The 15,571-nt window shown below is 70.6% G+C and carries 12 protein-coding genes; 6 read left to right on the forward strand and 6 right to left on the reverse strand.

What is annotated here, in order from left to right; translation table 11 throughout:
* Both D7X12_RS13280 and D7X12_RS13285 read left to right on the forward strand, forming a co-directional pair.
* A partial coding sequence (locus D7X12_RS13280; RefSeq protein WP_147443635.1) for a transporter occupies positions 1 to 964 on the forward strand: 964 nt, incomplete at its 5' end.
* Between the two features lie 105 nt (positions 965 to 1,069).
* On the forward strand, positions 1,070 to 2,275 hold the full coding sequence (locus tag D7X12_RS13285) for a glycoside hydrolase family 19 protein (protein ID WP_120625646.1): 1,206 nt from the start codon (positions 1,070 to 1,072) through the stop codon (positions 2,273 to 2,275).
* 57 nt (positions 2,276 to 2,332) lie between these two features.
* Here D7X12_RS13285 and D7X12_RS13290 read toward each other — a convergent pair whose 3' ends face one another.
* A complete protein-coding gene (locus tag D7X12_RS13290; protein ID WP_120625647.1) occupies positions 2,333 to 3,397 on the reverse strand; it encodes a HEAT repeat domain-containing protein in 1,065 nt (354 codons plus the stop codon).
* Between the two features lie 99 nt (positions 3,398 to 3,496).
* Here D7X12_RS13290 and D7X12_RS43700 point away from each other — a divergent pair, with 99 nt between their 5' ends.
* Both D7X12_RS43700 and D7X12_RS13300 read left to right on the forward strand, forming a co-directional pair.
* Positions 3,497 to 4,120 (forward strand): LysM peptidoglycan-binding domain-containing protein, encoded by a 624-nt coding sequence (locus D7X12_RS43700; RefSeq protein ID WP_208718995.1) that lies wholly within the window; start codon positions 3,497 to 3,499, stop codon positions 4,118 to 4,120.
* Between the two features lie 103 nt (positions 4,121 to 4,223).
* Positions 4,224 to 8,378, forward strand: a complete 4,155-nt coding sequence (locus D7X12_RS13300; protein ID WP_120625648.1) for an Ig-like domain-containing protein — start codon at positions 4,224 to 4,226, stop codon at positions 8,376 to 8,378.
* An 8-nt stretch (positions 8,379 to 8,386) separates the two neighbouring features.
* On the opposite strand, the gene D7X12_RS13305 is transcribed toward D7X12_RS13300, so the two are convergent.
* From D7X12_RS13305 to D7X12_RS13320, 4 genes are read right to left on the reverse strand one after another with little or no spacing between them, the layout of a single operon-like run.
* The gene (locus D7X12_RS13305; RefSeq protein WP_147443636.1) at positions 8,387 to 9,451 is read right to left on the reverse strand and encodes a HEAT repeat domain-containing protein; all 1,065 of its coding nucleotides are present in this window, start codon (positions 9,449 to 9,451) and stop codon (positions 8,387 to 8,389) included.
* 8 nt (positions 9,452 to 9,459) lie between these two features.
* Positions 9,460 to 9,843 (reverse strand): VOC family protein, encoded by a 384-nt coding sequence (locus tag D7X12_RS13310; RefSeq protein ID WP_120625650.1) that lies wholly within the window; start codon positions 9,841 to 9,843, stop codon positions 9,460 to 9,462.
* Positions 9,844 to 9,850: 7 nt separating this feature from the next.
* Positions 9,851 to 10,420 carry a DNA-3-methyladenine glycosylase I gene (locus tag D7X12_RS13315; protein ID WP_244224532.1) on the reverse strand — a complete coding sequence of 190 codons (570 nt, stop codon included), beginning with the start codon at positions 10,418 to 10,420 and terminating at the stop codon, positions 9,851 to 9,853.
* 14 nt (positions 10,421 to 10,434) lie between these two features.
* Positions 10,435 to 11,139: a class I SAM-dependent methyltransferase gene (locus D7X12_RS13320; protein ID WP_120625651.1), complete on the reverse strand. Its 705-nt coding sequence runs from the start codon at positions 11,137 to 11,139 to the stop codon at positions 10,435 to 10,437.
* 129 nt (positions 11,140 to 11,268) lie between these two features.
* On the opposite strand from D7X12_RS13320, the gene D7X12_RS13325 reads away from it, so the two are divergent.
* Positions 11,269 to 12,924 carry an FAD-binding dehydrogenase gene (locus D7X12_RS13325; protein ID WP_120625652.1) on the forward strand — a complete coding sequence of 552 codons (1,656 nt, stop codon included), beginning with the start codon at positions 11,269 to 11,271 and terminating at the stop codon, positions 12,922 to 12,924.
* A 23-nt stretch (positions 12,925 to 12,947) separates the two neighbouring features.
* On the opposite strand, the gene D7X12_RS13330 is transcribed toward D7X12_RS13325, so the two are convergent.
* Entirely contained in the window at positions 12,948 to 13,412 is a 465-nt protein-coding gene (locus D7X12_RS13330; protein WP_120625653.1) for a GFA family protein, read from the reverse strand.
* Positions 13,413 to 13,591: 179 nt separating this feature from the next.
* Between D7X12_RS13330 and D7X12_RS13335 the strand changes: the two genes are divergently transcribed.
* Positions 13,592 to 15,541 carry a S9 family peptidase gene (locus D7X12_RS13335; RefSeq protein WP_120625654.1) on the forward strand — a complete coding sequence of 650 codons (1,950 nt, stop codon included), beginning with the start codon at positions 13,592 to 13,594 and terminating at the stop codon, positions 15,539 to 15,541.
* Positions 15,542 to 15,571 lie beyond the last annotated feature (30 nt).

The following is a 15,571-nucleotide window of genomic DNA, read 5'->3' on the forward strand; positions in this document are numbered from 1 at the left end:
GCGATGGCCCCTGCTCGTGAGCGGACTGCTCGCCTCGGCGGTCCACGCGGCGTCAGGCGGGGAACCGGCGGTCGCGCCCGCCGGCGAAGGCGACGAGGGGACTCGAGAGGCACCCGAGGTCCCTGGGGTCTACCGCCCCACCACGTCCGGGCCCTTCGTCACCTTCACCGCGCCGCTCACGCCGCACGGGAAGCTGGTGAGCCAGCCCATCCTCTCCGTGGCGTCCGCGCGCGGAACGTTCGACGCGCGCGGGCGCCATCACGCGCTCGCGGAGGGCGAGGGCCAGGTGAACAGCGCCCTGTCCCTCTTCACGGAGTACGGCGTCGCCGAGCGGTTCGCGGCCGGGGTGCAGCTCACGCTCGTCCACAACCGCGCCTCCCTCGCCTCCGACGCCGCCGCCTCCACCGGCCTGTCCGACACCCTCGTCTTCGCGCGGGCCACCGTCCTGGACGAGACGCCGGGAGGGCCGCCGGAGATGACCGTCCTGGCCCAGGTGAAGCTGCCCACGGGGCGGGCGGAGAGCCAGGAGGAGGGGCTGCTGGACACGGACGTGCGCGGCACCGGGAGTACGGACCTGACCGTGGGCGTGGACCTCACCCGCGGGCTGCGCCCCTTCCTCGTCCACCTGGACCTGCTCTACACCCACGCGCTCCCAACCCGGGTGGACGGTGTGGCCACGCGCTACGGCGGCACCTTCTCCTGGAGCGCCTCCGGCGAGTGGCCCTTCCGTGGGGGCACGCTGGCGCTGATGCTGGAGACGAGCGGCCGCCACCAGGGCCTGCGCCGCGAGGAAGGCCGCCGCGTGGAGGACAGCCGCGTGGAGGAGGTGCTCCTCGGCGGCGGCGTGGAGTTCATCTTCAGCGAAGACCTGCAGCTGCTCGTCGGCTACCAGCGCACGCTGTGGGGCCGCAACGTGACCGCACTGGACGCGGTGGTGCTCACCCTGGTGCCCGTCGTCTTCTGAGCGGCTTCGGAGCGGCTCCGGAGCCGCTGGACACTAATCTTAAAATACCTGTTTTACAGGTAAGCGAGATATGCTCTCCCGACCTCATTTCAAGGGAGAGTCGTCATGGCCAACACGCTGGGGTTCCGCTGTCTGTCATTGCTGGGCATCGTGGGTGCGCTGAGCGGCTGTTCCGGGGCGGAGCCGTCCGGGGAGTCCCCCGAGGCGACCGGTCAGGTGGAGAGCCCCGCCATCGTGTCGTCCATCACGGAGGGCGACTACGTCATCCGCTCGGCGATGACGAACAAGTGCGTTGACGTGGCCTCGTCGAGCACGGCGGACGGCGCCAAGGTGCAGGAGTGGGACTGCAACGGCACCAACGCGCAGAAGTTCCACATCTCCCCGACGTCGGACGGGTACTTCAAGATCATCAACGTGAACAGCGGCAAGGGGCTGGACATCCAGGGTGTCAGCACCGCGCAGAACGCGCTCGTCCACCAGTGGAGCTATGTCGGCGGCGCCAACCAGCAGTTCCGGTTCGTGAACCGGGGCGGCACGCAGTTCAGCATGCAGCTGCGACACACGGACATGGCGGTGGACCTGTACTGGGGCTCCGCGGAGAACGGCACGTCGCTGGTCCAGTACCCCTACACGGGCGGCGCCAACCAGCACTGGACCTTCGACCGGGTCTCCGGCGGAGGCGGCGGGACGGGCTTCGGGGCCATCCTCACGCGCGAGACGTTCAACGCCATGTTCCCCAACCGCACCGCCTTCTACAGCTACGACGCGCTCATCGCCGCGGCGGCGGGCTTCCCGGGGCTCGCGACCACGGGTGACACCGACACCCGCAAGCGCGAGGTGGCCGCGTTCCTGGCCAATGTCTCTCACGAGACGGGCGGGCTCGTGTACGTCGAGGAGATCAACAGGGGGGAGTACTGCGACACGTCGTGGGGGCCTCCGGGCTGCTTCTGCGCGGCGGGCAAGCGCTACTACGGACGCGGCCCCATCCAGCTGTCGTGGAATGGCAACTACTGCGCGGCGGGCAACGCGCTCGGCCTGCCCCTCCAGGCCAACCCGGACCTGCTGGCGCAGGACGCGAACGCGGCGTGGCGCACGGGCTTCTGGTTCTGGACCACCCAGACGGGCGCGGGCTCCATGACAGCGCACAACGCCATGGTGAACGGCGCGGGCTTCGGTGAGACCATCCGCACCATCAACGGCTCGGTGGAGTGCTACGGCCGCAACCCCGGCCAGGTGCAGAGCCGCATCGACGCCTACTTGCGCTTCACCGGCATGCTCGGCGTGAGCCCCGGCAACAACCTGGGCTGCTAGGCCGCGGCCCCACCGGGACGGACCGCCGCCGGTCCGTCCCGCGTCGCGCGCAGGACCTCAGCCGAGCTGGGTGAGCAGCTCGCGCACGCCCTCACTCACGGGGCCCTTCGTGTCGCGGGCCACCTTCTCCAGCATCCCCTTCGCCTGGACGAGGATGGCGGGCTCCACCTCTTCCAGCGCGGACAGCGCGGCGCCCTGCACCTGCGGCACATCCACCAGGGTGAGCTGTCCCTGAAGGAGCGACAGGGCCTCTTGGGGTGGAGCCCCGGAGCGCAGCAGCGCCACGGCCGCGCAGGCCGCCACGGGCGAATTCGGATCCTTGAGGTGGCCGCGCAGGGCGGTGAGCGCGCCCGGCGACCGGGGGCCGGTCAGCCCCAACAGGGACACCGCCTCCAGGCGCACCGCCGGATCCGGATCCGCCAGCGCGGGGAGCAGCACCGGCTCCAGGTCCCCCAGCGAGGGCACGGGCCAGCCTCCCCGGCGCTCCTGCTCCAACAATCCCCGCAGCGCGGCCAGCGCCACATGACGACGGCGGCCCTGCGTCTTGCGCGCCTGCGCCAGCAAGGCGGGGGCCGTGACCGCCGGGGCCAGGGGCCCGAGCGCGCCGAGCGATTCCAGCGCCGCGGTGGCCACCGCCTCCTCGTCCTCCAGCCGGGTGATCAGCTTCGGCAGCAGCGGCACCCCGCCCTGCCCCATCCGCCCCACCATGCTGGCCACGGCGTGCCGGACCACGGGGTGGGCGTGGTCGAGCGCCACCTCCAGGGCAGGGAGCACGGCGGGCTCCACCCGGTACACGTTGACCAGCACCAGTGCGGCGTCCTTCACTCCAGGTGCGCCCGCCTCCATCCGCGTCAGGGCCTCCGTCACGGCCTGGACGGCGCTGGCGGCGAGGCGGGGGGGCGGGGGCCACCAGTCCGCCTGGAGCAGGGCGAGGATGGGCCCCTGCGTCGTGGCGCCGGGCCGGGCCAGCTCCTTCAGGAGGAACTGGGCGGTCCGCTCGCGCAGGCCCAGGTCCTCGGCGGAGAGCGCCTCCCCCACCGCCTCCAGGGCCTCTTCGCGCGCTCCCGCATCAGGGAGGGAGAGGCGGGACACCCATTCGTCGACGGGCCGGCTGCTGTTCACGAAGTACTCCTCACGAAGATGACCGGGTGGGACGCAACCCAGCACGAGCTCCCGCGATAATCCCGCCACGACTCCCAGTTTCCAAGAACGAGATCCATCATGAGTTACCGCATCCAGAGGGGCGACACGCTTTCGGCGCTGGCGGGCCGCTTCGGCACGACCGTGTCCGCGCTGGCCAAGGCCAACGGCATCTCGAACCCCGACCTCATCATCACGGGCAACTCGCTGAAGATTCCGGGCAAGAGCGACGACTTCCAGGCCAGCGGCACGAGCCGCGGCGGGCAGTCCTCGTCGGCCCAGGGCGCGCAGGGCGGGGCGCAGGGCGCCACGGCGATGGGTGAGATTCCCAGCTCGTTCGGCCCGAACGCCGGCCGGCTCGCCTCCTCCGCCGAGGCCATGGCCTCGTCGATGAACACCACCGGCTGGTGCGCCAAGGGCGTCAACCGCTCCCTGGCCGCGGCGGGGCTCCCGGTCAATCCGCTGCCCTCCGCGTACATGTACGGCGACGTGCTGGCCCGCGACTCGCGCTTCCGCGAGGTGAGCCTCAGCGACGAGCAGATCCGCCAGTTGCCCCCCGGCGCCATCATCGTGACCGACGCGTACAACAGGCCCGGCAACCCCCACGGCCACATCGCCGTCACGCTGGGCAACGGCCGGGAAGCGAGCGACCACGTCGCGCAGATCCGCACGGGGGGCACCCAGCGGGTCTTCATCCCCGTCTGAGCCTTCCCCCTCCATCACGACTCAAGTAGTCCCCGGCCGGCCCTGGAGAGCAATCTCCGGGGCCGCTGCCTTTTGGCACCCGTCCCTTCCCCCCAGGCCCCCCATGCACCTTCGACTTCCGGAGCGGATCATCCGCTCCTTCCTCGCGCTCAGTTGTGTCCTGATCACCCACTGCGTCGCGCCCTCGGGCCCGCCGGAGTCCACCGAAGCGCCCGCGCCCGGCAGCGTGCGCCAGGCGCTCGCGTGCAGCGGAGGCGGCAGCATCGACCAGCACGCCGCGCAGTGCGACGGCACGGGGAAGCTCCTGTCCTGGGCGCCGCCCACGAGCCCGGGCTCCTCCGCCGCGTATGACTACGTGCTGGACCTGAACCAGAACTACCTGCTCGCGATGCCCGCCCTGTCCGGCCTCACGAACCCGTCGGTGCCCAAGCCCGCCTACTACGCACACTCGTACGTGTGCAGCGGCACGGCGCCGGGATGTTCTCCCGCGGGCCAGCCGGTGGGCTGGCCCCACAACCCCGCCGGCCTGAACGCGATGCTCGTCGAGTCCGGCCTCGCGTACTCGCCCTACAAGAACGACCCGCGCCTGCGGAACCTCGCGCTGGCGCTGCTGGACTGGCACCTGGCGCACGGCATGACGGCCGTGGGGGACCACTGGTCGCAGGTGCCCTACGCGAGCGGCGCCAGCGGCACACTGACGTACGCCGGCGCGCAGGCGGGAGGGTCGGTGGGCGTGGGCGACGGCGTGGGCTACCTCCAGCCGGAGAAGGTGGGCGCGCTCGCGTGGGCCGCCATCCAGGCCTTCAAGTTCAATGGCACCACGGCCTACCGGGACATGGCCATCCAGGCGGCCAACCAGCTCACCAGCCACCTGCGCACCCCGAGCGCCACCGTGTCGCCGTGGCCGTACCGCGTGCGGGCCTCCGACAACGCCGTGCGCACCGGCGCGAACATCATCGACAACTATGCATCCAACGTCGTGGAGCCCCTCAAGCTGTACCAGGAGCTCATCCGGCTGGGACAGGCGGGCGCCCTCAACGGCGCGCCCGGCTACAGCGCCACGCAGCTGTCCCAATGGCAGAGCACCCAGGCCACCGTCCTCGCGTGGCTGCTGGGCCCGAACGGCCCCATCGCGACGCAGAACTGGACCCAGTACTTCGAGGACGTGGGCTCGGACGCCACCAACAACCTGAACCAGCTCGTCCCCGGGGAGACGGCCAAGTTCCTCATGGACAACCCCGGCCTGGACCCCAGCTGGCAGGCGCACGTGCAGAACATCATCGCCTTCATCGAGACGAACTTCGGAGACACGCTGGAGTTCGGCGCGCGCCCCATCAAGGAGCAGTACGCATTCCACTACAAGATGGGCAGCCACACCGCGCGCTACGCCGCCGTGAACGCGCGCTACGCGGAGCTCACCGGGGACGCGGCGGCGAAGGACAAGGCCTTCCGCGCGTTCAACTGGGCCACGTACATGGTGCGCAACAGCGGGCTCACCATCGACGGGCCGTATCCCAACAACGTCTGGTTCACGGACGGCTGGGGTGACTTCATCCGTCACTTCGTCATCGGCATGGGCGCGCAGCCGGAGTGGGCGCCCGCCGGACAGAACCACCTGCTGCGCTCCACCTCCGTCGTGAAGAGCGTCACCTACGGGCCCGGCAACGAGGTCCGCTACACCACCTACGACGCCAGCGCCACGGAGGTGCTGCGCCTCGCCTTCGTCCCCTCGTCGGTGACGGCGGGCGGCACCGCCCTCTCGCAGCGCACGGACCTGGCGGCGGACGGGTGGACCTTCGACGCCGGCAACAACGCGCTCCGCATCCGCCATTCGAACAGCGGGGTCATCGTCATCACCGGGGCGCCTCCCACCGCTCCCGCCGTCGCCATCACCGCGCCCTCCGCCGGGCAGAACTTCACCGCGCCCGCGACGCTCAGCCTCAGCGCCACGGCCACGGCCAGCACGGGTCGCACGCTTGCCAGCGTCACGTTCCGCGCGGGCACCACCGTGCTCTGCACCGTGAACGCCCCGGTCTCCAGCCCTGTCACCTGCACGGCGACCAGCAGCCTGGGCAATGGCAGCCACACCGTGAGCGCGGAGGCGGTGGACAACCAGGCGGAGAGCGGCTCCGCGTCGGTGGCCATCACCGTCTCCGGCCCGCCCACCGTCAGCATCCTCAGCCCCACCTCCGGCGCCACGCTGCCCACGGGGAGCATGACCCTCAGCGCCTCGGCCAGCGCGGGCGCGGGACGGACGCTCACGCGGGTGGAGTTCTTCCAGGGCACCACGTCGCTCTGCTTCACGACCACGGGCACGGGCTGCACGTGGAACGCGACGGCCGGCACGTACTCCAATGTCTTCGCCCGCGCGACGGACAATGGCAGCCCGGCGCTCGTCACGAACTCCGCGCCGGTGAGCTTCACGGTGAGCCCCTCCGTGGGCGGCGTGCGGCTCGTGGGCGTTGACACGGTGGGGACGCAGAATGACTTCGACAACGGCGGCTCGGTGAACACCTTCCAGTACACCGCCGTCGCGACGGGGACGCTGGGGACGCTCAAGGTCTTCGCGGCGCCGGGCAACGCCAATGCGTCGCTGTCCATCGGCGTCTACAGCGACGCTTCGGGCGCTCCGGGCACCCTGCTCTCCTCCTGCACCACCACCGTGGTGGATCCGCTGCCGCTGGTGACGGGCCAGTGGTACGGCTGCACCGCCGCGCCGCAGGTGACGCTCACGTCGGGCACCGTCTACTGGCTGGCCCTGCTGGGCGCGAACGGCGGCGGCGTCTTCCGCTACATGGACGTGCCCACCGGCTCCATGCGCTACTCCCCCACGGGCCTCTCCGCGCTGCCGGGCCCCACGTTCGGCTCCTCCACCGTGTACACGGGCGCGTCCAACGCTTCGCTGTATGGCCTCTCCGCGGGCAGCTCCACCGCGCCGACGGTGTCCATCACCCAGCCGTCCGCCAACGCCAACTTCACCGCGCCCGCCAACCTGAACCTCCAGGCCACCGCCACGGCCGGCCCGGGCCGCACGCTCACGAAGGTGGAGTTCTTCGACAACGGCACCACGCTGCTCTGCACGGTGAACGCGCCCACGACGACGTCCGTGAGCTGCGGGGTCAGCTCGCTCCAGGATGGCGCGCACAGCGTGACGGCGAAGGCCACCGACGACACGCTCCAGGCCACCACCTCCGCCGCGGTGCCCCTCACGCTGTCCAACCCGCCCACGGTGAGCCTCACCTCCCCCGCCGCCAACGCCACGTACACGGCGCCCGCCTCCGTGCCACTGGCCGCGACCGCCGCCGCGGGTCATGGCCGGAGCATCGCGCGAGTGGACTTCTACGCGGACGGCACGTCGCTCATCTGCTCCAGCACCACCAGCCCCTACGGCTGCACCTGGAGCAATCCCGCCCAGGGGAGCCACACGGTGCGCGCCGTGGCCGTGGACAATGGCAGCCCCGCCGCCAGCACCAACTCCTCCACGGTCTCCATCACCGTGAGCGGCGCTGTCACCGCGCCCGCGGCGCCCACCGGGCTGACGGCCACGGCGGTATCGTCGGAGCAGATCAACCTGGCGTGGACCGATGCCTCGAACAACGAGAGCGGCTTCCAGGTGGAGCGGGCGCCGGACGTCTCCGGAGCACCGGGCACCTTCGCCCAGGTCGGGACGCCGGGCGCCAACGTGACGACGTTCAGCGACACGGGCCGGGCCGCGAGCACGCGCTACTGGTACCGGGTCCGCGCGACCAACGCCGCGGGGAGCTCGGCCTTCACGGCCAACGCCAGCGCGACCACTCCCGCCGCGCCCACCGCCCTCGTCGGGAACAGCACCGTGCTGACGACGGCCGACTTCGAGCACGCGGGCGTCGCGGCGGCGTTCAACTCCGTGGCGAGCGCCACCGGCAACGTCACGCGCCTGCGCATCTACGTGGATGCCCAGACGACGGCCACCACGCTCCAGCTCGGCCTGTATGCGAATGGGAGCGGGACGCCCGGCGCGCAGCTGCGCGGGTGCACCGTCACGCCCGTCACCCCCGGAGACTGGAACGTCTGCACCATCACGTCGCAGGCGGTGACGTCGGGCACGACGTACTGGCTGGCCGTGCTCAGCCCCACGGGCGGAGGCGACATCTACTGGCGACACACCAGCGGCACCGGTTCCTACAAGGTGCAGCCGGGCCTGACGACGCTGCCCTCGACGTGGACCGGCACCGGCGGCTATCCGGGCAGTAACATGTCCGCGTACGCCGGCAACTGAGCCACCGCTCAGCCCAGTGACGCCAGCAGTTCGCGGAGGGCATCACGGGTCGGTCCCGTTGAATCGCGGACCACCGACTCCAGCATGCCCTTCGCGCGGAAGAGCGTGGCGGGTTCCACATCCATCAGCGCGGACAGCGCGGCGGCCTGGAGGTCGGGGGCCGCCGCCGGGCCGAGCTGCCCCTTCAGCAGGAAGAGGGCCTCCGCCGGTGGCGCACCCAATCGCAGCAGCGCCACGGCGGCACTGGCGGCCACGGAGGGACTCGGGTCCTTGAGGGAGTCCCGCAGGGCCGCGAGCGCGTCCTGCGACACGGGGCCCGTCAATCCCAGCAAGGCCACCGCCTCCAGACGGCTGGGCGGCTCCGGCTCCTCCAGCGTGCGCAGCAGCGCGGGCTCCAGGTCGGCCAGCCGGGGCAGGGACTGGCCTCCCTGGCGACGCTCCTCCACCAGGCTTCGCAGCGACACGATGGCCAGGTAGAGGCGCGCGCCTTCCGCCTTCCGCACCTGCTCCACCAGACGCGGCGCCGCGTCCCCGGGCGCCAGTGGGGCCAGGGAACCCAACGACTCCACGGCCGCGATGGCCACGGGCTCCTCGTCCTCCAGCAGGGCGAACAGCCTGGGCAACCACGGCAGCGCGGCCTGCCCCACCCGACCCACCACGCGCGCCATCGCGCTGCGCACCGAGGCGTGGGGATGTCCGAACGCGCCCTCCAGGACGGAGAGCTGGGAGGGGTCCACGCGGCACACGTGGGCCAGCACCTGCGACGCGTGCTCCACGTCCTGCCCTTCGGCCTCCACCCGCGTCACCGCCGCCAGGACGGCCTGGACGGCGGTCGCGGCAAGGCTCACCTGCGGAGGCCACCAGCACGCCTGCAACAGGGACAGCAGGGGCCCGACGAGCTTGGAGCCGGGCCGGCCCAGCTCCCCCAGCAGCGCCCGCGCGGTCCGCTCCCGCGCGTCCGCATCGCCAGTGCCCAGCAACTCGCCCAGGGCCTCCTGCGCCTCCTCCCGCGCCCCGTCATCGCGCGCGGCGAGGCGGGCAAGCCATTCCTCCACGGTCCGGACGCGACTCAAGGGAAGCCTCAGACCTGGGCCATCTGGATGAGGTTGCCGCAGGTGTCCTCGAACACGACGGCGGTGACGGGCCCCAGCAGCTGGGGCTTGCCGCGGAACACCACGCCCAGCTTCAGCATCCGTTCGTATTCCGCGTGGCAGTCATCCACGGCGAACGACGCCAGCGGGATGCCCGCGTCGAACAGCGCCTTCTGGTAGACGCGGGCGGCGGGCAGGCCCAGGGGCTCCAGGAGCAGCTGGGTGCCCTCCTGCTCGTCAGGCGACACGACGGTGAGCCAGCGGAACTCCCCCATGGGGATGTCCACCTTCGTCACGAAGCCCAGCACCTCCGTGTAGAACTTCAGGGCCCGGGACTGATCGTCCACCATCACGCTCGTCAGGTTGATGCGCATGTGTCCCTCAGGGGTGCCGCGCGCCGTGCCGGAAGCAGCCGACCACGTGGTCGTCCACGAGGCCTGTCGCCTGCATCCATGCATAGACGATAACGGGCCCCACGAACTTGAAGCCGCGCTTCTTGAAAGCCTTGGAGAAGTCCTCCGACAGCGCCGTCTTCGCCGGCACGTCACCCTTCCCCGTCCAGGTGTTCCGCAGCGGCCTGCCGCCCGCCCGCGTCCAGACGAAGGTGGAGAAGTCCTCGCCCGCCTCCGCCATGGCCAGGTATGCGCGGGCGTTGCCGATGGTCGCTTCAATCTTGGAGCGCGAGCGGATGATGCCCGCGTCGCCCATCATCCGCGTGACGTCCTTGTCGCCGAACCTCGCGACGACGGCCGGGTCGAAGCCCTGGAACGCCTTCAGGAAGGCCTCGCGCTTGCGCAGGATGGTGATCCACGCGAGCCCCGCCTGGAAGCCCTCCAGCATCAACATCTCCCAGAGCGCGCGGCTGTCGCGCACCGGCACGCCCCACTCCGCGTCATGGTAGGCCTGATACAGCGGATCGCCTCCGGCCCAGGCGCAACGCGATTGCGTCAAGGGAGTCGCCATGCTCATCCGGGCCGGGTCATCAGCGCGAAGAGGCCATCACTCCACAAGCGGCCGCGCAGCCCGGGGACCCACCGTTGCCAGTACACGCTGCTGCGCGGGATGCGTCCGGGCAGCGGGTAGTCGAAGTCGATGGACTGGAAGCCCGCCTCCTTCGCCATGCGCCGCGCGTCCAGCTCCGTGATGGGGGTGATGTGCCCCGAGTCCCGGTAGTCCTGGTCGCAGAACGCGGGGAAGTAGCCCCGGACCAGGAAGGACAGGCGCGCCGTCAGGCTGTCGTTGTTGGGCGTGGTGAAGAACAGGTGGCCTCCGGGACGCAGCACCCGGAAGGCCTCCTTCACGAAGTGGCGCGGGTTGGCCAGGTGCTCCAGCACCTCGATGGCGAACACCCAGTCCACCGACGCATCCGCGCAGGGCAGCGCGTCCCGGGACACGTCCCCCAGGTGGAACTCCACGCCGGGCAGGCGGCTGGCGCCCGCGTCGTGGATGTCCGTGCTGACGATGCGGTCGATGTTCGGATTGTGCTGCAGCCTGCGAATCCAGCCGCCACGGCCCGACCCCACGTCGAGCACCACGCCCGCCGCGCGCTGCCCCGCCACGCTCCAGGCCGCGTCCCGCAGCGGCTCCGGGGACAGGCCCTCCTGCCGCCGGGCATAGGCGGCGGCGTCATGCCCCAGCGGTCCCGTGTTGCCCTTCGCGTCCGAATCCATGCGCGCAAGCTTGCCCTGAGTCCCGGGGCGCGGGAAGCAACCATGAGGGGGGCGAGAGGTGAGAGACGACCGCCCGCCGGGGAAGGTCGACTATCATCCGCGCGCGCAGGGTCACCAGGAGGCAACCGCATGGGACAGGAAGTGGACGTCATCATCGTGGGCGGCGGGCTCGCGGGCCTCGTCGCGGCAACCGAGCTGGCGGATGCCGGCAAGCGCGTCGCCGTGGTGGACCAGGAGGCCGAGCAGAACCTGGGCGGGCAGGCGTTCTGGTCCTTCGGCGGCCTGTTCCTGGTGGACTCGCCCGAGCAGCGGCGCATGGGCATCAAGGACTCGTACGCGCTGGCCCTGGAGGACTGGATGGGCACCGCGGGCTTCGACCGCGAGGAGGACCACTGGCCCCGCAAGTGGGCGGAGGCCTTCGTGGGCTTCGCCGCGGGAGAGATGCGCTCCTGGCTGCACCAGCAGGGCATGACCTGGTTCCCCGTGGTGGGCTGGGCGGAGCGCGGCGGCTACGGCGCGGTGGGCCACGGCAACTCCGTCCCCCGCTTCCACGTCACCTGGGGCACGGGCCCCGGGGTGCTCGCGCCCTTCGTGCGCCGGGCGAAGGCCGCGGAGGCCGCGGGGAAAATCACGTTCCTCTTCCGCCACCGCGTGGACGAGTTGCTCGTCACCGCGGGCGCCGTCGTCGGCGTGCGCGGCATGCGGCTGGAGGCCACGGACGTTCCGCGCGGCGTCACCAGCTCCCGCAAGACGGAGGGTGACTTCGAGCTGCGCGCGCAGGCGGTCATCGTCACGTCCGGCGGCATCGGCGGCAACCACGAGCTGGTGCGCAAGAGCTGGCCGAAGCACATGGGCCCGGCGCCGAAGTTCATGGTCCAGGGCGTCCCCGACCACGTGGACGGCCGGATGATCGCCATCACCGAGGCGGCGGGCGGACGGCTCATCAACCGCGACCGCATGTGGCACTACACGGAGGGGCTGCGCAACTGGAACCCCATCTGGCCGCGCCACGGCATCCGCATCCTGCCGGGCCCCAGCTCGCTCTGGCTGGACGCCACCGGCAAGCGCCTGCCGCCGCCGCTGTACCCCGGGTTCGACACGCTGGGGACGCTCGAATACATCATGAAGACGGGCCATGAACACACCTGGTTCCTGCTCAACCAGCAGATCATCAAGAAGGAGTTCGCGCTCTCCGGTTCGGAGCAGAACCCGGACCTCACCGGCAAGGACTGGCGCGGGGTGCTCAACCGCGCCATCGGCAAGAAGGCCATGGGCCCGGTGGAGGCATTCAAGGAGAAGGGCGAGGACTTCGTCGTCGCCGGGAACCTGCGCGACCTGGTCGCCGGCATGAACGCGAAGACGGAGACGCCGCTGCTGGACTTCGCCACCGTGGAGCGCGAGGTGCTGGCGCGCGACGGCCAGCTGGCCAACCCCTTCGGCAAGGACCTGCAGATCGCCGCCATCCGCCAGGCGCGCAACTACCGGGGCGACCAGCTGGTGCGCACCGCGAAGTTGCACCCCATCCTCGACCCCAAATCGGCGCCGCTCATCGGCGTGAAGCTGAACATCCTCACGCGCAAGACGCTGGGCGGCTTCGAGACCGACCTCGCCGGCCGCGTCTTCAACGCCCAGGGGGAGACGATTCCCGGGCTCTACGCGGCGGGCGAGGTGGCCGGCTTCGGAGGCGGCGGCGTCCATGGCTACCGCGCGCTGGAGGGGACGTTCCTCGGCGGCTGCATCTTCTCCGGCCGCGCCGCGGGCCGCGACGCCGCGAGCCGCGTGTAGTCACCTCCGGCGGGCCGTGGCCCTCAGGACTTGAAGGGCCACGGCGAAGGGCGCATCCCCGCCTGCCAGTTGTCGTTCCGGCCGTCCCAGTACCCGATGGTGAGGTGGGTGGGGTCCACGTCATCCAGCGTGTTGATGTTGACCGAGCAGAACGCCCCGCCGAGTTCGGGGAGGTCCCCCTCGCTGAAGCAGTGGACGCCGCAGCGCTTGCAGAAGCTGCGCTGGTTGGGGGTGCCCTCGCGCCCGTACTGGCTCAGCTGCTCCTTGCCCGACAGCAGCCGGAAGGCGGCCGGCTTGATGATCGCCCCCGTCGTGCCGTACTTCGTGCAGAACGTGCAGTTGCAGCGGCCCACGTTGGAGAGGTCCAGGTCGGCCTCGTAACGCACGGCGCCACAGCTGCAGCCGCCCTGATAGGTCTGCACGCCGCTGTAGTTGCGCGCGCCGTTCTGGCCCGGGGTCTTCTGAACGTCGTTCTGGGTCTGGGACATGGTGGTTTCTCCTGTGCCGCGTTGAAGGAACCCGACCCTTATCCCCCCTGTCAGTGACAGCCTTATGTCAGGTTTCCGAGCCCCCCTCCCAGGGTCCTGGAAAGGGGGGTGGAAGCGCCCCGCTTGAACCCCGGGGCCCATGGGGCAGATTCACGCCTTCCGCCAACCCCGGAGGACGAATGACCGCCTGGAAGTTCCTGCCCCCGCTGCTCGCCACGACGCTGCTCTGCCCCCTGCTGATGGGGGCCGCCGCTCCGAATCCGACTCCCGCCACAGCGCCCAAGGCCGTCCAGCGGCCCTCGCGGCAGTACACGATGAAGCAGTTCATGGGGACGACGGCGGTGACCGGCCCCGTGTTCGCGTCGGATGAGCAGCGGATCCTCTTCTCGTCGAACGCCTCGGGCATCTTCAACGTCGCCAGCGTGCCGGTGGGCGGGGGCAAGCCCCGGGAGCTCACGCGCTCCAAGACGGACGGGATGCGCCTCGTCGGCGCGTTCCCGGGCGACGACCGCTTCCTCTTCGAGCGCGACCAGGGCGGCAACGAGCAGACGCACGTGTACGTGCGCACGCCGGACGGCAAGGAGCGCGACCTCACCCCCATGAAGAAGGGCGTGGCCCACTTCCTGGGCTTCAGCAAGGACGAGACCGCCTTCTACGTCACCACCAACGAGCGCGACGAAGGCGCCATGGACCTCTACCGCCATGACGCGAAGACCTACGCGCGCACGCTCCTGATGCAGAACGACAAGGGCTTCAACGTCATCGCCGTCGCCCCCGACGAGTCGTGGGTGGCCCTGGACGAGGCGCGCACCACGTCCGACGGCAACGTGTGGCGCTACGACGTCGCGACGAAGGCGCTGAAGAACCTCACGCCCCACCAGGGCGTCGCGAGCTATCAGGTGGCGGACGTCGACCCCGCGTCCGGGCAGCTGTACCTGCTCACGGACGACGGCTCGGAGTTCACCCGCCTGGTGCGGCTGTCGAAGGACGGCGCGAAGCTGGAGGAGGTGGAGAAGGCGGACTGGGACGTCATCGCGTCCACCTTCTCGCGCACCGGCGCCTATCGCGTGAGCGTCCTCAACGTGGACGCGGGCACCGAGGTGCGCCTGCACGACATGAAGACGGGCACCCAGGTCGCCCTGCCCCAGCTGCCCGACGGGATGATCTCCGAGCTCGTCTTCGCGCGCGGCGAGAAGCAGCTCGCCTTCCTGCACGAGGGGGACCGCTCGTCCGCGAACCTGTACGTCTATGACCTGGCCACGAAGAAGGCCACGCGGCTGACGGACACGATGAGCAAGGAGTTGGATCCGGAGGACCTGGTGGACTCGCAGGTGGTGCGCTTCAAGTCCTTTGACGGGATGGAGATCCCCAACCTGCTCTTCAAGCCGCACCAGGCCACGCCCGAGCACAAGGCGCCCGCGGTCGTCTGGGTGCACGGTGGCCCCGGGGGCCAGACGAGCAAGGGCTACTCGGACTTCATGCAGTACCTGGTGAATCAGGGGTACGTGGTGCTGGGCATCAACAACCGGGGCAGCGCCGGCTACGGCAAGACGTTCCAGCGCGCGGATGATCAGAAGCACGGCAAGGATCCGCTGCGCGACGTGGTGGAGGCCCGGAAGTACCTGGCGAGCCTGCCGTACGTGGACGGCTCGCGCGTGGGCGTCCTCGGCGGCAGCTACGGCGGCTACATGGTGCTGGCGGCGCTCGCCTTCCACCCGGATTCCTTCGAGGTGGGCGTGGACGTCTTCGGTGTCTCCAACTGGCTGCGCACCCTGAAGAGCATGCCGCCCGAGTGGGGCGCCTTCCGTCAGGCCATGTTCCAGGAGATTGGCGACCCGGAGAAGCAGGAGGCGATGCTCAAGGAGGTCTCCCCCCTCTTCCACGCGGAGAAGATCCGCAAGCCGCTCTTCGTCGTCCAGGGCGCCAATGATCCGCGCGTCCTCAAGGCGGAGTCGGACGAAATCGTCGCCGCCGTGAAGAAGAACGGCACCCCCGTCGACTACCTCCTGCTCCCCGACGAGGGCCACGGCTTCAGGAAGAAGAAGAACGAGCTGCGGGTGAACGAGAGCATCCGGAAGTTCCTCGACCGCTACCTCAAGCCGGCAGCGGCGGTGAAGCCGGCTCCATGACCCCATCACGCCGGTCCTTGGCGACGCAGA

The sequence above is a fragment of the Corallococcus sicarius genome, assembly GCF_003611735.1.
Classification (GTDB): Bacteria; Myxococcota; Myxococcia; order Myxococcales; family Myxococcaceae; genus Corallococcus; species Corallococcus sicarius.